Source organism: Thermoleophilum album (genome assembly GCF_900108055.1).
In the GTDB taxonomy this organism is placed as follows: Bacteria; Actinomycetota; Thermoleophilia; order Solirubrobacterales; family Thermoleophilaceae; genus Thermoleophilum; species Thermoleophilum album.
In genome coordinates this window covers 598,314-617,723 of the sequence record NZ_FNWJ01000001.1, presented here as the reverse complement: position 1 = coordinate 617,723, position 19,410 = coordinate 598,314, and the positions used below count along the sequence as shown (strand labels likewise).

Genomic DNA, 19,410 nt, shown 5'->3' with positions numbered 1-19,410 from the left:
CCAGATCGTCGCGCCACGGCGCTAGCGCCCAGGCCCGTCCTGCCAGTGCGCAATCTCTAGCGCGCACGCGACCTCCAGCGCGTGCTCGGCGAGCGGGCGCGGCAGCAAGCTCTCGGCACGAGCGACGCGGGCGAGCACGGTGTTGCGGTGAGCGGGCAGCGCACGGGCGGTGCGCGTCGCATTCGACTGTTCCCGCAGGTAGATACGGAGTGTTTCGCGGAGCGTTGCCGGCGCGTTGGCGAGCTCCCCCAGCGTCTCGATGACGAACGAACGAGCAGCTTCGCTGTCGCTCGTTAGGAGGGCGGCGAGGCGAACTTCGTCGTAGCGCACCGCCCTAGCCGCCGAGCCGAGCCTCGAGACGAGCCTTTGCGCGGCCAGTGCCTCGCGATGCGAACGACGGAAACCCTCGAGGTCGGTCCCCGGGGTGCCGAACGCCGCACGCACCTCGCCGAGCGCTGCGAGCTGCCGCGCCACGTCTTCGCTGTCTGGGACTTCGGCCCCGTGGAACCACGCCCAGCGCGTACCCTCGCTTGGTACGACCACGAGGGGGTGCCGTACGCCGACCGCGCGGGCGAGCGCGGCCACCGCTTCATCGAGCGCCGACGCTCGCACATCGGGCGCGGTAGACCAGACGACCGCGGCCAGATGCTTGCCGGCCAGCTCGTAACCTAGGCGGCGACCGGTGCGCGCCGGGTCAATCGGGGATCCCTCGAGCAGCAAGGTCACGGCGGCTAAGCGCTCGGCGTTGGTCCCTCGGCTCAGCTGCTCGCGCTCGCGAATGATCCACTCGACAGTCGCGGCGCTGGTCACGTCGACGTAGTCGAAGATCGACCGCGCCGACAAGCGCAGCAGCTCGCGCAGCTCGGCGGGGTCGTCGGTCAGGGTGAAGCAAATCTCCATCCACGCTTGCCAAGCGGCGTTCTGGCCGGCGCGGTAGGGCTCGACGGCGCGCGCGTCGAGGTCACGGCGCACGAGGTCACGCACCAGGCCCACGATCTCCGGACCGACGAACGGTTCGACCGGCTGCAACGGATCGCGGGCCACCGACTCCGCCCAATGGGCAATCATCACCCGGTTGGCGCGCCGGAACGCCTCGAGTAGCACCGGATCGGCAGAGACCAGCGGATCGTGCTCCTCGAGCGCTGCCCGCTCGACCCGTTCGAGGATCTCCGTCGACGCCGCCAGCGCGCGCTGCGCCCCCTCACGCATCAGCTCGACGATCCGTGGCGGTGCGTCGTAGCGCCGTCCTGGCACGACCGGCTTGGGCAAGAGGTCGCGGTCCCGGTCGGGGGCGCCGATACCGTCGGCAGCTAGCGATGCCGTCGCTGCCGTACTAGGCGTCGACCCCGCCTGCCGGCTAGGAGTTTGCGCGGGAACCTTGCGCAGCGGCGGACGTTGAGGTCCGGTTGGCCCCTCGCCGCCGAAACCAGCTGCCCGGTTCATGGGTTCAGAATAGGAACACTGCACATCATCCCCCGCCGCGACTGTCGAGGTACTCGCACGATCACTGCGAATGCGGAGCGCTGATGTGCAATTTGCATATACGCTACACAAAGATTTGTAACGTTCACCCTGGGCAGACAAAGCCCGTCTTGCGATCCTCGAAGCATGACCGCCGAGCCTCGAGACATAACCGCCGACGACGCGAGTGTCGCGGGACTTCCGATTCGCACCGAGCCCACCGCGCTCGACTTCGACGCGATCATCATCGGTGCCGGCGTCTCCGGGATCGGAGCGGCCTACTACCTGCAGAAGCACCACCCGGCGAAGCGCTACGCGATTCTCGAGGCGCGGCAGGAGGTCGGCGGCACTTGGGATCTCTTCCGCTATCCGGGGATCCGTTCTGACTCCGACCTTCACACGTTCGGCTACGAGTTCAAGCCCTGGACCGACGACAAGGCGATCGCCGATGGTCCTGCCATCAAGGCCTACATCGAGGAAACGGCACGCGAGTACGGCATCGATCGCCACATCCGCTTTGGCCACAAGGTCGTTGCCGCCCGCTGGTCAAGCGCGACCGCGAGCTGGACGCTCGAGGTCGAGCGAGTAGCCGACGGCGAACGTTTCGAGTTGACCTGCCGCTGGCTCTTCGGCGCTACCGGCTACTACCGCTACGACCGTGGCCACGAGCCGTACTTTGAGGGGCGCGAGCGCTTCCGCGGCACGATCATCCATCCCCAGTTCTGGCCCGAGGACTTCGACTACACGGGCAAGCGCGTGGTGGTGATCGGAAGCGGCGCGACGGCGGTGACGCTGGTGCCGGCTATGACCGATCGCGCTGCCCACGTGGTGATGCTCCAGCGCTCGCCCACTTACATCCTTCCGCTCCCCGCCCGCGACGCGATCGCCAATCGCTTGCGCAAGGTGATCGGCGAGGAGCGCGCTTACAAGCTCGTGCGCTACAAGAACGTGCTGCGCCAGCTCGGTTTTTACGCCTTCTGCCGGCGTTTTCCGAATGCCGCGCGGAAGCTGATCCGGTGGGTCAACGCGCGCGCCTTGCGCGGGACCGATTGCGATGTCGATGTGCACTTCAATCCCAGCTACGACCCGTGGGATCAGCGTCTCTGCGTGGTCCCCGACGGTGACCTCTATCAAGCGATTCGCGCAGGCAAGGCCTCGATCGTTACCGATCGCATCAAGCGCTTCACCGAGACCGGTATCGAGCTCGAGTCCGGGCGCCACCTCGAGGCCGACGTAATCGTCACCGCCACGGGTCTTGAGCTCGTCACCTTCGGCGGCATCGCGGTGAGCGTCGATGGCGAGACTCGTCCACCCGGCGAGACCGTGGTCTACAAGGGCTCGATGCTCGCCGACGTGCCGAACTTCGCCTTTGCGATCGGTTACACGAACGCCTCTTGGACGCTCAAGGTCGATCTCGTTTGGGACCACTACTGCCGGTTGATCCGGTGGGTGGAGCAGCGCGGTTATGACGCCGTCGTTCCGCGCTTGCCGAAGGCGGGCATCGAGCTGCAGCCGCTCCTCGACTTCAAGGCCAACTACGTGCTGCGCGCGCTCGATCGACTGCCCAAGCAGGGCAAGCGGGCGCCTTGGTACCTCGCCATGAACTACTTCAAGGACCGCCGCTACCTGCGCAAGGGTCCGGTTGCCGACGACGCGCTCGAGCTCTTCACCGCGCGGGGTATCAGCGACGTGCGAGAGAGTGCCGGCGGCGCGGCACGGGCCGCGGCCGAGCCAGCTGCGGCGGTTGCCGAGGTAGCGGCCTAAGGTCCGCCTGTCCGCCGCGCTCGCGCCGCGCTTGGAATCGCCGCGCGAGGGTGTGAAGCTGACAAGGGATTCGCCAAGCCCGGGTGATCGTCTGATCGTCACGAAGGTCGGGACAGTCACCGAGCAGTGACCTCTCGGCCGGCTACGCGCGCCTACCAGCGACAGCGATCGCAAGCAGATCGCAACTCCGCTCAAATCCAAGCACCCCACGCGTAGCAGGGATTAATCAGAGAGGGAGTACGAGTGGAGCTAGCCGGACTCGAACCGGCGACCTCCTGGGTGCGATCCAGGCGCTCTCCCAACTGAGCTATAGCCCCACGAGGCGGCCTGCTGATGCGCTGTCGACGAGGCAAGCAGCAGGCGGAAGGCAATGGTAGCGCCAGGCGGGCGAGAGGCCGCGACGCCGGCGCTTGCTCGATACCCTCGAGATCCCTTAGCGGCGCTCGGTTGGCGAGTCCGCCCCACTCGTGTTCGGGAGCCGGGGTCGCCGCGAACCGCGAATGGCGACCAGTCGTGCCGCTAAGGTACGAGCCCGATGGGTCTGCTCGAGGACGCCATCCGCGAGCATCTCGAACTTAAGCGCAAGCACGGGGCGAGCGAGGAGGAGATCCGCCGCAAGGCGGCGGAAGCGTTCGGACCGCTCGGGGGCGTTTCTAGCGCTGAGCAGGAAGCCGTTTCGTTACCGGAGCGGGAGGCACCTTCGCTGCCGTCGGAGCCGCCGGCGGCTGCCTCGTCGGAAGTGCAACCTTCGCCTGCCGAGCGCGAACGCCCTGACGAATTCGTACTCGAGGAAGTGGCGCCGCCGTCCGAGGGGCCGCCGGAGCCGCTGGCCGAAGTCTCGCCCGCCCCGCAGCCGGATCCGCCGGCGTCGGGGTCGCCCGCTGCGCTCGATGAGCATCCCACGGTTCTGCTCGAGGAGGACTGGTTCGAGCCGCCGGGTCACCAAGAGCCGCCACCGCCAGCCGAACAGGCCGGTCCTGCCGACTCGGCTGCGGAAGCGGCGGCAGCCGACCAACTGTCCGCGGACCCGCTTGACGAAACGCCCGACTTCCTACGCGACACGCCCGAGCACGATCGCTTGTGGTTCGAGCACGGGCCGCCGCGCGACTTCGATTTCGATTAGTGGTCGCGAGCGGAGACGGAAACGGGGGCCGCCCGCCCCGGCGACCCCCGTTCGGCAGTTGCGGCGTCCCGATGCCGCCTATCTGAGACGGACCCTCCTGGCCGTCGTAGGAGCTATCTCGGCCGTTAGGCGTCGCCCATGAGAGGTTGAAGGCCGAGGATGGACGATCGTCGGACCGCTGTCGGCACACCGCGACCGACGAGCGCGTACCATCGTCAACCGGCAGCCACGGGGCCATAGCTCAGCTGGAAGAGCGCCTGCTTTGCACGCAGGAGGTCGCCGGTTCGAGTCCGGCTGGCTCCATCGGGTGTTGCTCGCGCTGGGTGTGGCTAGTTCTGTCTCCCCGCTTGCTTGCGGGGTGTTGGCGGGGTGTGGTAGAAGCGGCAGCGCGCTCGCTTCAGGAGGTTTCGGCGGGTTCGGCCGGGAGCTGATCGGCGGGTGCTGATGGTTAGGCGGCTGGGTTTGGGTGTTTGTCTGCGGCGGGTTTTGGGTGCGGTGGTTTTGTGGCGTTAGTGGGGCTTGTGTTTGGGGGTTGGTGCGGCGTTTGCGGCTAATGGTGATCTGGACTTGTCGTTTGGTGGTACGGGCTTTGTGTTTACGGATCCCGGGTAGCGGTGCGGAGGCCCGGGCGAGTGCGCTGCAGTCGGACGGCAAGCTTGTGGTGGTTGGTGGGATCGACAAGGATTTCGTTGTTGCCCGCTACAACCCTGATGGTTCCCTCGACACCTCGTTCGGCAGTGGCGGGAAGGTCGCAACCGACCTCGGGGATCGTTCTGGTCGGGTGCGCGCGACTCGGCGTACGGGCTCGCTTTGCAGCCGGATGGGCGGATTGTGGTGGCGGGCGCCGGCGGCCGTCCAGGTGTTGGGCATTTTGTGGTCGCTAGGTATTTGGAGTCTGTGGGTCCCGCCTCGCCTGCTCGGGTTCGGGCGGCTTGGGCTCGGCTGGTTCGGGTTCCGGGGTGGTTGATCGCTCGGCCCCTGTGTTGCGGGGATTTGGTGTGTCGCGTTCGGTGTTTTCGGTTGCGCGGTCGGGTGGTGTGTTTGCTTCTCGGTTGCCGCGGGGTGTTGGCACGACGATCACGGTGAGTTTGTCGGAGCCGGCGCGGCTTGAGTTCGCGGTGTATCGGCGGGTGGCGTTCACGGTTCGCGGGCGGTAGCGGGAACAAGCCGGCGACACCGACCTGAACGGGCGGGGACGCGCGAAACCCGCATACAAGGGGTGGACTCGTCGCAAACGATGCAGACAGCGACACGGCTCCCTGCTTGCGCGGTTATTGCCGTGCGTCTCGGCGTACCTGAGGCAACACCAGCCTCCGGGGCTGCCAGTGGGAACCGAGTGGATCTTCGAGGGCGGCCTGACACGGTTGGCTCGGACTGGCTGGGTTAAACACGAGGGTCGACGCGTGACTTCGGGACGATCGTGTACCGCATCACGATTGCGCGGCCGGGCTTTACGCCGCTGGTGCGGTACAAGCGATCTTTGCGGTCCCTTACTACCGAGACGATTGGTGCTTCGACGACGGCACCGGCGCGGACCCGGGTCCCGTGCTCTTCCCGCGGCGGCCGGAGGAGGAGAGTAAGACGAGGGCGGCCGCAAGCGAGCAGTACGGGCGATCGTTCGAGCGACCGCTCGTGCCTGTCGTCTTGGACCGCGCACTCGTGGGCCCCGACCAAGGCTCTAGGGGCGGGGGTGGCCAGAGCGGAGAAGAAGGGGGCGGAGCGGGCGGCCATGGCCAGGGAGAACCCGGGGAACAACCGCGCGGGGGTTCAGCGGGCGATGCTGTTCACGGTATGCCCGAGCCATCGAACGGCGCTCACACGCGCACCGCGCCCGTGGTCGGCAGCCAGAAGCGAAGGGATCGGCGCGAAGGCGCACCCGAGCGCACGGCGCGCGCAGAACGGACGGGGCGGCGGTCGCTGATCCGAGCACCGTCGGTGGTCGTGCGCCGCGGGCGGCTGCGCGTAGTTTTCCTCGCCGGAGCGCCCAAGGGCTGGAGCGTGGTGCTACGTCTCCCGGCGAGGGGGGCTGGGCGCGAAATCGCTTTGCCGGTGAAGTGTCGTCGGGTCCGCGCGCGAACCTGGCAATGCGCCACAGGTCTGGCCCCCCAGCGCGTGGTTGCGGCTCTTTACCGGTCGAAGGCGCTGACCGTGCTCGTTACACGTCGAGGCGATCGCCAATATCCGGCCGTGAAGTATCGGCTGGCGCTCCGCGTCGCGGACACGCGCCGCGGCGACCATGCGAGCGGCAGGGACTGAGTCGAGCTGCGGCCGAGCCTCGGTTTTGCTTGAGCCGACCTCCGTCAAGGGCTCACAGCGGGCTTCGGCGCGGAGCATCTAGCAACTGCCGAAACCCCGCGTCGAGCAGGGCACGCGCCTGGCGAGCGGGATCGTGCGACCCCAGCACCACTGCGACGAGCGTGCGACCTCGGCGTCGCACCACCGCCACCAGACAACGCCCGGCGGCCTCCGTGTACCCCGTCTTGAGGCCGATGGTGCCGGGGTACCCGCTGCGCAGCAGGGGGTTGTGCGATGCCAGCCAGAGCTTGCCCCCGCGAATCGGGAAGGGGTAGGTCGCGACCCGGCGCCCGACGATGCGGCGGATGCGCGGCTCGGCCATCGCCGCGCGGGCGAGGATCACCAAGTCGCGCGCGCAGGAACGATCGCGCGGCGAGAGGCCATGGGGGTCGACGAACTGCGTGCAGGCCAGGCCGAGTTCGCGCGCCAGCGCGTTCATCCGGTCGACGAAGACGCGCTCGCTCGGGGCGACGGTTTGCGCGAGAGCGATCGCCGCGTCGTTGCCGGACACCGTCAACAGCCCCGCCAGCAGGGTTTCCACGCGCACCCTCATACCCCGACGGAGCAGGCCAATACCTGAGCCCGAATAGTGGAGGGCGGCGCTGGGGATGCGCACCACCGCGTCCGGCGGCGCCGACCGCACGACCACCAGGGCGGTGGCGATCTTCGTCAGGCTGGCGATCGGCAGCCGACGCAGCGGTCGGTAAGCGAAAAGTTCACGCCCGGCCGCGAGGTCCGCGAGCACCGCCGCGCGCGGCGGCCGCCGCAGCCGCACCCGCACGCTGCCCTCGGCCGCCCCGACCAAGCCGCCTGGATCGCGCGCCGCCCCCACGCCACCACCGCCCAAGCCGCCGGTCGGCGCCCGTGACGAGCCGGTCGCTGCCCGGGCGGCGCCGCCCGGGCGCTCGGAATTGGCGGACTCGCGCCCGACAACCGCGACTTGCAAGGCTGCTGCCAGCGCAGCGAGCGCGAGTACCAGCAGCATCGGGAGGCCGCGACGAAAGCTTCGACGCCGCCTAGTGAAGATCCGCCGTCGCGCACGAGCGCCGCGGCTACGCCGCCACGAGCTCTCCCGGCCGCCGCCGGAGCGCATAGCTAGTCGCCGTTGCTACCTGTCAGCAGAGAACCGAGCACACCGATCGCGATCAGCGCAACGAGCCCCAGCGAAAGTGCCGTCAACGGATCGAGGCCGTGCTCGGCGATCACGATCAGCGTCAACGCGGCGATCAGACCGACGAACCCAGCCGATCCGAGCACTACGAGCAAGCGAGCCATGCGCCGCGCCGGCACCTCTACCAGTAGGCGTAGCTGGCGTCGTACTCACGGTTCGGTCGGTTTGCAAACGCCTTGATCGCAAGCAGACCGAACAGGAAGCCGCCGATATGCGCAAAGTAGGCGACGCCGCCCGAACCGCCTAGCGGCTGACCGAGCTCTGCGGCGCCGTAGAACAGCTGCACCAGGAACCACATCCCTAGAACGAGCAGAGCGGGCAGCTCGACGATCGTGAAAAAGAACAGCACGAACACGACCGTAATGACCCGGGCGCGCGGGTAGAGCAACGCGTAGCCGCCAAGAACCGCGGCGATCGCCCCAGAGGCTCCCACCGTCGGCACCGCAGCGGAGGGATCGAACGCCACTTGTGCGACGAGCGCTGCGAGGCCGCCCAACAGGTAGAAGGCGATGAATCGCAGTCTGCCCATCGAGTCCTCGACGTTGTTCCCAAAGATCCACAGGAACAGCATGTTCCCGGCCAGATGCAAGAGGCCTCCGTGCAGGAACATCGAGCTGAACAGCGTCAGCCACGTCGGTGGATCGCCGCGGGTGAGCTCGGCGGGGAAGCGATCCGGCAGCTTCACCACCGCCTCGCCGCCGAAGGCGGTTGTCAACCTCAGTTCCTGGCCCTCGCAAACGAGCGGCGTACCGGCGCGCTCGGCAAGCGCCGCGATCCGCGTCCCGGGCGGCGGCTCCACGCACTCCTTGCCCGGGTGCGTGATCTCGTATGGGATCGCGCCCCATTCGATGACGCGCTCGTTGCCAACCGGTCCAAGCCCGATGCCGCCTTGCTCGAAGGCGAAATAGATGATCGTGCAGGCGACGATCAGCAGCACCGTCAGCACCGGGAAGCGGCGCGTCGGCAGATTGTCCTTTATCGGAAACACCGTTCGGTTTTGCCACTATTCGTGCTGATGGCTCAGACCACCCGCACTGCCCACCCATACGATGACACGGACGTGATCGACGCACGCGCACCGCGCGTGAATCAGGCCTTCGTCGGCCTCGTCTGTTTGCTCGCGTTCCTCCTCCAGGCCCCAGTACTCGTAGCGATCGTCGCGCTGCAACTTGCGGTGGGGCTCATCTTCGGGCGCCGCTACTGCCTTCCCTGCGTCTTCTACTTCGAGGTGCTGCAGCCACGCCTCGGGGAGGGTCCACTGGAGGACGCACGGCCGCCGCGCTTCGCGAACATCGTGGGGTGCGTCTTCACCGCTGCCGCCACGCTCGCCCTCCTGGCGGGCGTCGAGACGCTCGGCTGGGCGCTCGCCCTGCTCGTCGCGGCGCTTGCGCTGCTCGCCGCCAGTACCGGCTTCTGCGTCGGCTGCGAGATCTACACGTGGTTTGCGCGGCGTCGCGGCATCCCCCTGCGTGACCCATCGTCCGCGCCGCCGGCCGGCGGCACTACGGCCTGAGGCAGCGGGGGCGCAACTTGTCTTTCGCCGACCGCACGCTGCTCGTTCTCGCCCTGCTGGCGATCGTGCTTGCGGCCGCCGCTTGGTGGGGTGTCGCGCAGGCCGCGCGCCGTCGCCGCTGGCCACGGCAAATCGACCCCCGATTGCTGCCACGCACCGCTAACCAGGGCGGCGAGGCGATCGTGCTCTTCAGCTCGCCGCTCTGCTTGCCGTGTCGCGAGTGGGAGGAGCTGCTGGGTCGAAGCGCGACGCCCTGGGTGAAGGTCGACGTGCGTGAGCGCCCTGAGCTATTTCGTCGCTACGCGATTGCCGTAACGCCCACCGTGCTGCGCGTTGATGGGCGAGACGGGCGAGTCTTGGCGGCAGTCGTGGGCGCCGGTCCTGACGAGCAGAAAGCGGAGGCGCTCGTCGGGCCCCCCGCGTCGCCGGCCGCGCGAGCGGCCAACAAGGTCTGCTCAGCGTGATAGCTGGAGCGCACGAGCGGACCAGCGGCCACCGAAGAGAAGCCCATCGCCAGCGCCTCGCGCTCGAGCTCGCGGAACTCCTCGGGGTGCCAGTAGCGGACGACCGGCAGGTGGTCGCGTGAAGGCCGCAGGTACTGGCCGATAGTCACGATCTCGACGGCGTGCTCACGCAACAACCAAAGCACCTCGAGAACCTCCTCGCGGGTCTCGCCCAGGCCGACCATCAGGCCCGACTTGGTCTTCACTCGCTCGCCGCCCATCAGCTTGGCGTTGAGCAGCACGCGGCAGGAACGCGCGAAGTCGGAGCCGCGCCGGGCAAGCGGATAGAGGCGCGGGACCGTCTCGACGTTGTGGTTGAAGACGTCCGGTCGCTCAGCGATCACGCGCGCCAGCGGCATCTCTTGACCACGGAAATCCGGTGTCAGGACCTCCACGGTGCAGCCGGGGTTGAGCGTGCGGATCGCTCGAATCACCGCCGCGAAGGCGCCGGCACCGTAGTCGGGTAGGTCGTCGCGGTCGACGCTCGTGACAACCGCGTGGCGCAAACCCATGCGCTGCACTTGGCGGGCGACCTTCAGCGGCTCAAGCGGATCGTTGTGCGTCGGTTTACCGCTCTTGACGTTGCAGAAGCCGCAGCGGCGGGTGCAGACATCGCCGAGGATCATGAAGGTCGCTGTGCCGTGCTCCCAGCACTCACCGATGTTCGGGCAAGCGGCCTCCTGGCAAACGGTGTGCAAGCCCTCCGCTTCGATGCGTGCATGTAGTGCGCGGTAGCGCGCGCCCCCCGGTCGCGGTCGCTTGAACCAGCGCGGCTTGCGGTCGCGGAAGGGGCGTGCCTGAGGCAGTTCGAGCGTCTCCCAACCGCCCGGGCGCGCCCGCGACCGGCTCGCCAGCGGGCGCGCACGGGTGCGCTGCAAGAGCGCTGTCAGGCGGTCGCGCGAAACCAGCCGTTGCCGCGCACCGAGAGCGCGCGCCAGCTCGTAGCCGCAGCGTCGGCGCACGCAGCGCATTCGGCCGGGATGGCCCTCCAAGGCAAGCGACGACATCGCTGCCTCGCTCATCCCGCAGGGATGGATCCAGCGGAAGGGTTCGAGGTCACAGTCGACGTTTAGGGCGAAGCCGTGCAGCGACACACCGTCGCGCACGCGGATACCGATCGAGGCGATCTTGCCGTGGCTTGTCCAGATCCCGGTGTCGCTTGCCGGAACGTGGGCGTCGGTCACACCCTCGGCGTTCAAAACCGCCACCAGCGCCCGCTCGATCGCCGACACGAACTCGCGCACGCGTCCGACACGCACGATCGGGTAGCCGATCAGCTGACCGGGTCCGTGGTAAGTGACACGGCCACCGCGGTCGACCGCGTGGACGGCGATGCCCCTTCGCTCGTACTCCTCGCGCGGCAACGGCAGGTCTTCGGGACGAGTACGAACCCCGCACGTGTAAACCGGCGGGTGCTCCAGCAGCAACAAAACGTCAGGGATGCGATCGGCGACGCGCGCCGCGTGGACCCGCCGTTGCAGCTCAAGCGCCTCGCGGTACTCGACGAGACCGAGCCAAGAGACCCACAGCTCGTGCGCCATCGCCCCGATGCTACCCGTGCCTGCGCTAGCCTCGCCCGACGGTGGCTTTCGCACGACACCGCGCGCTGTGGCGGGTGCGCGGAGCGCTCGCGGCCAGCGCCTTCGTGCTTTGCACGGGGATCGAGGGCATGCTGCTGCACGAGCTGCCGCCGGTCCTGCTCGGCGTTCGCGAGGAAGGCATGACGGTTCCGTTCGCGCTGATCGTCGCCGCCTTCGGCAACCTCTTTTTGGTCGGTGCGGTGGCCCCGTGGCTGGCACGGCGGCTCGAAGCTCGCGCACTCGCCGAGGACCTGCGTGCAGTCCCCGGCGAGCTCCGGCGGTACGCGCTGCGCGACCGTGTCGGCGCGCTGCTGCTTGTGGCCGGTCTCGGCGGCTGGCTTGCCGCTGGGCTTGCTAGTCGACCGTTGGTGGTTTCAGCCGACGTCGAACGAACGGAGAACGCGCGCGCGGTGCGGCAATGGGTGCTGCGTTACGGCGACCGCGAGCTGGTGGTGAACCTTGCGAGCGCCAACACCGTGGCGCTCGCCGATCGCTACTTCCGCACCTGCATTCGCCGCCGCTCCGGACGCTTCGTTTGTCTGCTGGTCGACACCTCGCGCGATCCGCCCCGCGTCGTACGCGATCCCGACGACCGTCCCAACCCGGAAGCGATCGGGCAGCGCTGACCGGTCACGCCTAATTCGAGCCGATCGCAAGCAGGCGCGGTGGGCTGCTGCGTGCAACCTCGTAGACGATCACGCGATTGAAGCCGTCGCGCAGCGCGCTCTCAGGCACGATCAGCGAGAACAGTTCGCTGCCGCCGTAGAGGCGGCGCCGGCCGTTCTGCATCCGGAAGCTCCGGCCGACGGCGACGACGCGGCCGTTGACCGCGACCGCCAGGTCGCGCCGCTCGTTCGCGCGTCCGCCCACGATCCTGCCCGCTACTTGTACGGGCACCAGCACTCGCCGTTTGTCGACCGGCGAATAGAGCTGTGGTTCGAAGAGCACCGCTCGCACCCGCGCAGTGCCCTGTGTCGCCAGGCTGTGCGCCTCGGTACCGATCACCCGTGCCCGATCCCCGAACCGGTACAGGCGGCTCCACGGGGAGCCGAGCAGGAGGGCGCTGGCCGGGCCGCTGCCGAAGGTGCGCGCTCGCCGCGCGATGTTCGCGTGGCGCCGGCGCAGCCACTCGTCGACGGTGATCCGCACGCGTCCGCGGAAATCCCGGGTCGGCATCTCGACGAACCGCAGCCGCCGCTTGGCTCGCTCGAAAGCCGGCACGCCGTCGGCCTGCCAGTCGAGCGAGAGGCCCGCGAGGTACGCGATCGTTGGCGTGAAGTCGATCGTCTGCACCAGGCCTCGCACCACCAATCCGGCGCGCTGCCCCGGGGCCTTGAAGATAAACGGCACCGGTGCGACCTCGTCGATGTTGCGTGGCGTTACGCGACGGCGGTCGGCGACTCCTAGATCGAACGAGATCCCATGGTCGGCAGCGATCGCTATCAACGCGCGGTCGAAGAGACCGAGCCGGCGCAAGCGATCGATCAACTTGCCTAGCTCGCGGTCGACGAAGCCGATCTGCAGCAGTTGGCGCTGCTCGTTGTGCAGGGTTAGCCAAGGGTCGGCGAAGCCGGCGACGTTGGCCAGGCGCTCCAGCGTTACCCGCGTCTCCCGGCCCGAGGGCAGGTAGATCCAGGGCAGGTGGGGCAGCAGCACGTGTTTGTAGTAGAGGGTGCGCTCCGGGCGTCGCTGGATCTGCGCGAGCCAGCGTTCGAAACGCTCCTTGCGACCGGCCTTGAGGTTCGCGAGCGTCGGCCGGCGACGCACGTTGCCACGCGGGCAGAAGCGTCGTGGGCAAAGGTCGCTGGCCTCCTCGCTCGCGACGATCCGCCAGCCGCGCTCGCCGAACAAGGTCAACAGGTTCTTCGGGTGATGACGTCGATCGGCGCGGCCGCCGGGGCGCGGCAAGCGAGCGTCGAGCAGTGCTGGCAGCGCCTCGCTCGTCTCGTCATGCACTGCTTGGGCGTTTGGAAACCAGGTTGCGGTGCTGACCAGGGCGGCGAGGTTGGGGAAGCGAGCGCGATCGATCTGCCCGTCAGGTAGGCGCGCAGCGTCGATCGGGAACTCATCGAAGGTGAGAACGACAACGACGCTCGGCGGCTCGGCTGCCGGCCGCGTGACCGCGGCGGCGTCGGCGCCCCGCGCTTGTTCGTCACCAGCATGCAGGCGAGCTGTGGCGATCGCCAGTAGCGGTACCGCTAGCGCCGCGATCAGGATCAATAGAACACGCCGCCGCACAGCGCTGTCAGCCTAAAGGGCGCTGGTGGCGGCGTCGGGGTGTGTAGGGTCGCGGCGTGCGCGCTCTTGAATCTTGCTGGCAGCGGCTGCGCGGTCTGCCGCTGGAGGTCGAAGCGGTGCGACTCGAACCGCTCGCGACGATCGCTCCCGGTGGTTTCGAACGCTTGACGACGGTGATCGTCCTCGAGGGCGGCGGCGTCGCCGGGCGGGGCGAAGACGTCACCTACGACGCCGCGGACCACCGCATTCTGCAAGCCGACCGAGCGTGGAGCGACCCCGCCGGGGCTTGCGCTCGCAAGCTCGTGGGCCGCTTCGAGCTTGGCGAGTTCTGCGCGCTCGTGGCCTCGCTCGACCTGTTTCCGCAGCCGCCGCAGCGGGAAGTCTCGCGCCGGTACCGACGTTGGGCGTTCGAAGCCGCGGCTCTCGATCTAGCGCTCCGCCAGGGCTCTCGATCGCTCGCCGAAGTCTTGGGGATCGAGCCGCGCCCGGTGCGGTTCGTCGTCTCGACGCGGCTAGAGGAGCGCGCTGGGCGAGCCCTGCCCGACCGCGTCCTCGAGCTCCTCGCGCGCTATCCGGGCACGCGCTTCAAGCTCGATCCAACCAACGCCTGGGACGACGAGCTGTGCCGCCAACTCGCAGGCACGGGAGCGGTCGACGTGCTCGACCTCAAGGGTCACTATCGGGGAACACCGGTCGATGTTGAGACCGATCCAGCGCTCTACCAGCGAGTCTTGATGGCATTTCCGGAGGCGATCATCGAGGACCCCGACGTCACCCCCGCGACACGGCCACTGCTCGAGCCGCACGTCGCTCGCCTGAGTTTCGATGCTCCGGTCCACGAGACCGGCGACCTTGACGCGCTGCCGTTCCCCGTGCGGCACCTCAACGTCAAGCCCTCGCGCATCGGCTCACTCGAGGAGCTCTTCGCCGTCTACGCGCTGTGCGCGAGGCGCGGCATCGCCTGTTACGGAGGCGGTCAGTTCGAGCTCGGTCCGGGGCGCGCTCAGATCCAGCAGCTGGCGAGCCTTTTCCACCCCGATGCGCCGAACGACGTGGCGCCCGCGGGATACAACGAGGTCGAACCGCCCGACGGTTTGCCCACCAGCCCCTTGACGCCCCCGCAGGGGATCGGCTTTCCGCCGGATCGCTAACGAGCAGCTGAGCGGCGAGCGACAGCGCCATCGCCGCGCGCGGGCAGCTCGACGCGCGGCTTGCGGTGCGCGGCCGCCAGCAGCAGGTCGCGAACCTCCAAGGGATCGTCGGTCACGCGAAAGATCTCGAGCTCGTGCGGCGAGACCTTGCCCTCGGCCACTACCCGCTCGCGCAGCCAATCGACCAAACCCTGCCAGTACTCGCTGCCGACCAGCACCACCGGAAAGTGGCGGATCTTGCCGGTCTGGATGAGCGTCAGCGACTCGAACAGCTCGTCGAGCGTTCCGAACCCGCCGGGAAACACCACGAACCCGCTCGCGTACCTCACGAACATGACCTTGCGCGTGAAGAAGTAGTGGAAGTGGAGCGCAAGGTCGACGTAGGGGTTGAGGCCCTGTTCGAACGGCAGCTCGATGTTCAAGCCGATCGACGGCGCCCCCGCTTCCTTGGCGCCGCGGTTGGCGGCCTCCATGATGCCGGGGCCGCCGCCCGTAATCACCGCCAGGCCAGCTTCGCCGACCAAGCGGGCGCAGCGTCGCGCTAATTCGTACTCGGGATATCCGGGCGGCGTGCGCGCCGAGCCGAAGAAAGAGGCCGCGGCGCCGACGTGCGCCAAAGTCGCGAATCCGCGGCGGAGCTCCTCGGCGATGCGTTGGATCCGGTCCTCGTCCGTGTAGTGAGAGACGATCTCGCGGCGCTCGGCACCGAGGATCTCTTCGTCGAGCGTGGCCGGCAGGCGCGGCTCGTTTGGACCGTGGAGTCGTCGTTCAGGCATCGGCGACGCTCACCCTTCGACGAGCATCGCCAGCGGTTCCTCGAGAAGCTCCGCGACACGCGCAAGGAACTGCGCTCCGTCGGCGCCGTAGACGATGCGATGGTCGCAAACCAGCGTGAGCGTTGCGAGGTGACGCACGCAGAGTGAGCCGTGTTCGTCGACGGCGGGTCGCGGTGCGACCGCGCCGACGGTGAGGATCGCGGCCTGCGGTGGGTTGATGATCGCTGTGAAGCGGTCGATTCCGAACATGCCGAGGTTCGACACAGTGAAGGTGCCGCCGGAGAGCTCCGGCGGCGTGATCTCGCCACTCCGTGCACGTTCGACCAGACGGCGCGCTTCGCGCGCGATCTCGAGCAGCGACTTGCGATCGGCGTCAAAGATGGTGGGCACGATCAGAGCGTTCGGACGGGCCACGGCGATCCCCACGTTGATCCGCTCGTGCAGCTCAAAACGCCCGTCGCGGTAGGAGCCGTTCAGACGCCGATGCTCGCGTAGCGCGAGCGCGCACGCCTTCACCACCAGGTCGTTGTAGGTGGGGAGCGGCTCGACCCGCGCGCGCAGGCGCTCGCGCAGCTCGCGGCAGCCTTCCATGTCGACGGTCCGTTCGAGCGCGAAGTCGGGGACGGTTGCCTTTGATTCGGCCATCCGCCGGGCGATCGTCTGTTGCGTGCGGTCGAGCTCCTCTACCTCCACGCGACCACGCGCGGTCTCTACCGCGCGCGTCTCCGGTGCGCGTGGTGGCGCCTCTGGCGCCGCCGGTGGAGGTGGCGGAGGTGGCGGAGGTGGCGGAGGTGGCGGAGGCGCGATCGCGCCTGGTTGCGGCCCCTCTTCTGCGCGGCGTTCGCCGCTCAGCGCGCGCGTGCTAGCGGCCAGCGCCTCGACGTCGGCGCGCACGATCCTCCCGCCCGGTCCGCTACCACGCACGGTCCGCAGGTCGATGCCGAGCTCCCGAGCCAGTCGCCGGGCGAGCGGTGATGCACGCAAGCGACCGTCGGCAGCGCCCGCCTCCGGCGCGCTCGTGGTCTTCGCCGTCGCTTGTGCCGTCTCTTCGACGCCTGACGACGTCCCCGGCGCTGGCTGGGTCTCGGCGGGGTGCTCGATCGCCCCTGCCGGCATGCTCGCCGCAGGCTCTTCGGCTTGCACCGGCGGCGGTTCCTCGGCGGCTTGAGGGGCGGCGGCCGCGGGCGGAGCTTCCGCACGCTCGGGCGCCTCGGCACGCTGCGGCGCCTCGGCCGGGTCACCGATGCGCGCGATCACCGCCCCGATCGGTAGCGTCTGGCCCTCCTCGGCGACGAGCTCGATCACCACACCCTCGGTGTCGCTGTCGTAGGTCATCGTCGCCTTGTCGGTCTCGATCTCGGCGATCGGTTGACCGCGCTCGACTCGGTCGCCAGGACGAACGAGCCAGCGCACGAGCGTGCCCTCCTCCATCGAGTCGGTAAGGCGGGGCATCACGATCTCTGCGGCCATTCGGACCCCTCGCTCTTAGACGCGTGCGTGACCGTCGCTCGCTTCCTCGCTCGTTCGGCCGAGCGAGGCGAGCGCCGCCTCGATCACGTTCTCCTCGTGCGGTAGCGCCGCCTGTTCGAGCGGCTTCGAGTACGGCATCGGCACGTCGGCGCGGGCGATTCGCTGGATCGGCGCGTCCAGCCAGTCGAACGCCTGCTCTTGAATCAGCGCTGCGAGGTTGGCACCGACGCCGCCGTGCGGCCAGCCCTCCTCGACGATCACCACGCGGTTGGTACGGCGAACGGACTCGAGGATCGTGTCGAGATCGAGCGGGCGCAACGTGCGCGGGTCGATCACCTCGGCCTCGACGCCGTGGTCGCGAGCTAGTTGCTCGGCAGCGCGTTCGGCAACGACCGCCATGCGCGAGATTCCCACGATCGTCACGTCGCGCCCGTGCCGCCTGATCGCTGCCTCGCCGAAGCGCAAGGGGCCGAGATCGGCGGGCACTTCGCCGCGCATCCCGTACAGCGACTTGTGCTCGATAAAGACGACCGGGTTGTCGTCGCGGATCGCGGACTTGAGCAGTCCCTTGGCGTCGGCCGGTGTCGACGGTACGGCTACGAGCAGCCCCGGAACGTGCAGGAAGAAGGCCTCCAGGCAGTGCGAGTGCGTGGGGCCGAGCTGATGGCCAGCCCCCTGTGGCATGCGAATCACCAGCGGCACCGTCGGCTGGCCCCCGAACATGTAACGCACGTGCGCCGCCGAGTTGAAGATCTGATCGAGCGCCAGCAGGGCGAAGCTCAGCTGCATGATCTCGACCACCGGCCGCATCCCGGCCATCGCGGCACCGACGCCCATGCCGACGATCGTGTTCTCGGAGATCGGGGTGTCGCGCACGCGTCGCTCGCCGAACTCTTCGAGCAGCCCCTCGGTGACCTTGAAAGCGCCCCCGAAGACGCCGATGTCCTCGCCCATCAGGAACACCCGTTCGTCCGCGCGCAGCTCTTCGCGCAGTGCCTCACGTAGGGCCTCGCGGTAGGTGATCGTGCGGGTCGCCTGCGCTGGCGAGAGGCGCGTCTCAGTGGCCATCGCTGCCTCCGGCGCTTGCGTCACCAGTGTCCGCAGATGCCGGTGGAGCAAGGTTCGGCGGACCGGGGGCGAGCTCGTCCGGCAAATCACGCCGGGTACGACCGACGCGGGGGCCGGTCTCTTCGTGCTGCGCTCCCTGCTCGGCCAGCCGGCGCGCCAAAGCGCCGGCCTCGCGTGCCCGTTCGCCCGGATAGACGTCGGGGCTGCGCTCGTCGACCGTCCACCACCCCGGCACGTCGCCGCTGTACACGTACACGTGGTCGTAGAGCGATTCGAGAGGCGGGAAGGGAGTCTGCTCGGCAAACGCCACCGCGTCCTCCACGACCTCCCGTGCCCGCTGATCGATGGCCTCGAGGGTCGCCTGCGCCACGCCTCCCTCCTCTACCAATCGCTTGGGGAAGGTCTCGAGCGGGTCGCGACGCTTCCACTCGGCGACCTCCTCGGGGGTGCGGTAGACCTCGGGGTCGGCCACGGAGTGGCCCCTGAAGCGGTAGGTGACGGCTTCGACCAGCTGGGGGCGCCGCTCTTCGCGTGCCAGACGCAGTGCCTCGCGGATGTGGTGGCGAACGTCGAGCACATCCATGCCGTCGCAGCGACGTCCCGGGACACCGAAACCTTCGGCCTTGCGCGACAGGTCGAGCACCGCCGAATGGCGGTCGATGCGGGTGCCCATGCCGAACTGGTTGTTGACCACGACGAACACCACCGGCAGCCGCCAGAGCGCTGCAAGGTTCATGGTTTCGCCGAAGGTTCCCTGGTTGGTAGCGCCGTCGCCGAACATCGTTACGACCGCGTCGTCACTGCCCGAAAGCTCGCAGGCGAGCGCTACGCCAGCACCGATCGGCAGGTTCGCGCCGACGATCCCGTAGCCGCCGAGAAACCGCCGGGCGGCGTCGTAGAGGTGCATCGAGCCGCCACGACCCTTTGAGCAGCCGGCTTCCTTGCCAAATAGCTCGGCCATTACCGAGCGTGGAGAGGTGCCGCGCGCCAGCGCTTGACCGTGTTCGCGGTAGGTCGAGAGCAGGTAGTCGCTGTCGCGCATCGCGTCGCAGGTGCCAACGACGGTCGCCTCTTCGCCGATGCACAAATGCAGGAAGCCACCGATCCGCGCCCGCGCATACATCTCGCCGGCGCGTTCCTCGAAGCGGCGGATCAGCACCATCTTCTCGTACAGGCGCAGGCAATCCTCGAGCGGCGGCAGTGGGTGCCGTGCGGGGCGGAGCCCCGCGTCCTCCGGCCGGAGTATCCCGACGCTGCGCCCTGCGCTCTCCACCCTGGGTTCGACTGTATCGATCGG

16 protein-coding genes and 2 tRNA genes are annotated in these 19,410 nt (G+C 68.6%); 7 read left to right on the top strand and 11 right to left on the bottom strand.

What is annotated here, in order from left to right; translation table 11 throughout:
* Positions 1–21 precede the first annotated feature (21 nt).
* A complete protein-coding gene (locus BLW41_RS03055; protein ID WP_093116102.1) occupies positions 22–1,443 on the bottom strand; it encodes a PucR family transcriptional regulator in 1,422 nt (473 codons plus the stop codon).
* Positions 1,444–1,608: 165 nt separating this feature from the next.
* On the opposite strand from BLW41_RS03055, the gene BLW41_RS03050 reads away from it, so the two are divergent.
* Positions 1,609–3,225, top strand: coding sequence for a flavin-containing monooxygenase (locus BLW41_RS03050; protein WP_093116100.1), 1,617 nt, complete (start codon positions 1,609–1,611; stop codon positions 3,223–3,225).
* A 244-nt stretch (positions 3,226–3,469) separates the two neighbouring features.
* Here the strand turns inward: BLW41_RS03050 and BLW41_RS03045 are convergent.
* Positions 3,470–3,542: transfer RNA gene (locus BLW41_RS03045), tRNA-Ala, on the bottom strand.
* A 218-nt stretch (positions 3,543–3,760) separates the two neighbouring features.
* Between BLW41_RS03045 and BLW41_RS03040 the strand changes: the two genes are divergently transcribed.
* The 3 genes from BLW41_RS03040 (at position 3,761) to BLW41_RS03030 (ending at position 5,315) form a co-directional block, all read left to right on the top strand.
* Entirely contained in the window at positions 3,761–4,348 is a 588-nt protein-coding gene (locus tag BLW41_RS03040; RefSeq protein ID WP_093116098.1) for a hypothetical protein, read from the top strand.
* Between the two features lie 230 nt (positions 4,349–4,578).
* Positions 4,579–4,651 (top strand) — tRNA-Ala (locus BLW41_RS03035).
* A 250-nt stretch (positions 4,652–4,901) separates the two neighbouring features.
* Positions 4,902–5,315 (top strand): delta-60 repeat domain-containing protein, encoded by a 414-nt coding sequence (locus BLW41_RS03030; RefSeq protein ID WP_093116096.1) that lies wholly within the window; start codon positions 4,902–4,904, stop codon positions 5,313–5,315.
* A gap of 1,341 nt (positions 5,316–6,656) precedes the next feature.
* Here the strand turns inward: BLW41_RS03030 and BLW41_RS03015 are convergent.
* The 3 genes from BLW41_RS03015 to BLW41_RS11065 all read right to left on the bottom strand — a co-directional run bounded on the left by BLW41_RS03015 (position 6,657) and on the right by BLW41_RS11065 (position 8,802).
* Positions 6,657–7,628 carry a D-alanyl-D-alanine carboxypeptidase family protein gene (locus BLW41_RS03015; RefSeq protein ID WP_177169281.1) on the bottom strand — a complete coding sequence of 324 codons (972 nt, stop codon included), beginning with the start codon at positions 7,626–7,628 and terminating at the stop codon, positions 6,657–6,659.
* A gap of 110 nt (positions 7,629–7,738) precedes the next feature.
* Positions 7,739–7,918, bottom strand: coding sequence for a hypothetical protein (locus tag BLW41_RS03010; protein WP_093116088.1), 180 nt, complete (start codon positions 7,916–7,918; stop codon positions 7,739–7,741).
* Positions 7,919–7,935: 17 nt separating this feature from the next.
* Positions 7,936–8,802: a rhomboid family intramembrane serine protease gene (locus BLW41_RS11065; RefSeq protein WP_218138216.1), complete on the bottom strand. Its 867-nt coding sequence runs from the start codon at positions 8,800–8,802 to the stop codon at positions 7,936–7,938.
* Positions 8,803–8,874: 72 nt separating this feature from the next.
* Here BLW41_RS11065 and BLW41_RS10860 point away from each other — a divergent pair, with 72 nt between their 5' ends.
* The gene (locus BLW41_RS10860) at positions 8,875–9,327 is read left to right on the top strand and encodes a DUF4395 domain-containing protein (protein ID WP_177169280.1); all 453 of its coding nucleotides are present in this window, start codon (positions 8,875–8,877) and stop codon (positions 9,325–9,327) included.
* 298 nt (positions 9,328–9,625) lie between these two features.
* On the opposite strand, the gene lipA is transcribed toward BLW41_RS10860, so the two are convergent.
* Positions 9,626–11,371, bottom strand: coding sequence for a lipoyl synthase (lipA, locus tag BLW41_RS02995; protein WP_093116082.1), 1,746 nt, complete (start codon positions 11,369–11,371; stop codon positions 9,626–9,628).
* Positions 11,372–11,412: 41 nt separating this feature from the next.
* Between lipA and BLW41_RS02990 the strand changes: the two genes are divergently transcribed.
* Entirely contained in the window at positions 11,413–12,036 is a 624-nt protein-coding gene (locus BLW41_RS02990) for a hypothetical protein (RefSeq protein ID WP_093116080.1), read from the top strand.
* A gap of 10 nt (positions 12,037–12,046) precedes the next feature.
* Here BLW41_RS02990 and BLW41_RS02985 read toward each other — a convergent pair whose 3' ends face one another.
* The gene (locus tag BLW41_RS02985) at positions 12,047–13,648 is read right to left on the bottom strand and encodes a sulfatase-like hydrolase/transferase (protein ID WP_093116079.1); all 1,602 of its coding nucleotides are present in this window, start codon (positions 13,646–13,648) and stop codon (positions 12,047–12,049) included.
* A 56-nt stretch (positions 13,649–13,704) separates the two neighbouring features.
* On the opposite strand from BLW41_RS02985, the gene BLW41_RS02980 reads away from it, so the two are divergent.
* Entirely contained in the window at positions 13,705–14,799 is a 1,095-nt protein-coding gene (locus tag BLW41_RS02980) for an enolase-like domain-containing protein (RefSeq protein WP_093116077.1), read from the top strand.
* Here BLW41_RS02980 and BLW41_RS02975 read toward each other — a convergent pair.
* The 4 genes from BLW41_RS02975 to pdhA are packed head-to-tail and all read right to left on the bottom strand — an operon-like array spanning position 14,796 to position 19,386.
* Positions 14,796–15,575 carry an LOG family protein gene (locus tag BLW41_RS02975; protein WP_093116075.1) on the bottom strand — a complete coding sequence of 260 codons (780 nt, stop codon included), beginning with the start codon at positions 15,573–15,575 and terminating at the stop codon, positions 14,796–14,798. The genes BLW41_RS02980 and BLW41_RS02975 overlap by 4 nt on opposite strands.
* Positions 15,576–15,584: 9 nt before the next feature.
* Complete coding sequence (locus tag BLW41_RS02970) at positions 15,585–17,045, bottom strand: dihydrolipoamide acetyltransferase family protein (RefSeq protein WP_093116073.1); 1,461 nt, start codon at positions 17,043–17,045, stop codon at positions 15,585–15,587.
* A gap of 15 nt (positions 17,046–17,060) precedes the next feature.
* Complete coding sequence (locus BLW41_RS02965) at positions 17,061–18,113, bottom strand: alpha-ketoacid dehydrogenase subunit beta (protein ID WP_093117284.1); 1,053 nt, start codon at positions 18,111–18,113, stop codon at positions 17,061–17,063.
* Positions 18,103–19,386, bottom strand: coding sequence for a pyruvate dehydrogenase (acetyl-transferring) E1 component subunit alpha (gene pdhA, locus BLW41_RS02960; RefSeq protein ID WP_218138215.1), 1,284 nt, complete (start codon positions 19,384–19,386; stop codon positions 18,103–18,105). The genes BLW41_RS02965 and pdhA overlap by 11 nt, the downstream gene beginning before the upstream one ends.
* Positions 19,387–19,410: the final 24 nt, after the last annotated feature.

What these genes read in the sequence shown, in the direction of transcription:
- BLW41_RS03055 (WP_093116102.1), bottom strand. Translation starts at nt 1,443, where the DNA reads ATGAACCGGGCAGCTGGTTTCGGCGGCGAGGGGCCAACCGGACCTCAA.
- BLW41_RS03050 (WP_093116100.1), top strand. Translation starts at nt 1,609, where the DNA reads ATGACCGCCGAGCCTCGAGACATAACCGCCGACGACGCGAGTGTCGCG.
- BLW41_RS03040 (WP_093116098.1), top strand. Translation starts at nt 3,761, where the DNA reads ATGGGTCTGCTCGAGGACGCCATCCGCGAGCATCTCGAACTTAAGCGC.
- BLW41_RS03030 (WP_093116096.1), top strand. Translation starts at nt 4,902, where the DNA reads ATGGTGATCTGGACTTGTCGTTTGGTGGTACGGGCTTTGTGTTTACGG.
- BLW41_RS03015 (WP_177169281.1), bottom strand. Translation starts at nt 7,628, where the DNA reads ATGCTGCTGGTACTCGCGCTCGCTGCGCTGGCAGCAGCCTTGCAAGTC.
- BLW41_RS03010 (WP_093116088.1), bottom strand. Translation starts at nt 7,918, where the DNA reads ATGGCTCGCTTGCTCGTAGTGCTCGGATCGGCTGGGTTCGTCGGTCTG.
- lipA (WP_093116082.1), bottom strand. Translation starts at nt 11,371, where the DNA reads ATGGCGCACGAGCTGTGGGTCTCTTGGCTCGGTCTCGTCGAGTACCGC.
- BLW41_RS02975 (WP_093116075.1), bottom strand. Translation starts at nt 15,575, where the DNA reads ATGCCTGAACGACGACTCCACGGTCCAAACGAGCCGCGCCTGCCGGCC.
- BLW41_RS02970 (WP_093116073.1), bottom strand. Translation starts at nt 17,045, where the DNA reads ATGGCCGCAGAGATCGTGATGCCCCGCCTTACCGACTCGATGGAGGAG.
- BLW41_RS02965 (WP_093117284.1), bottom strand. Translation starts at nt 18,113, where the DNA reads ATGGCCACTGAGACGCGCCTCTCGCCAGCGCAGGCGACCCGCACGATC.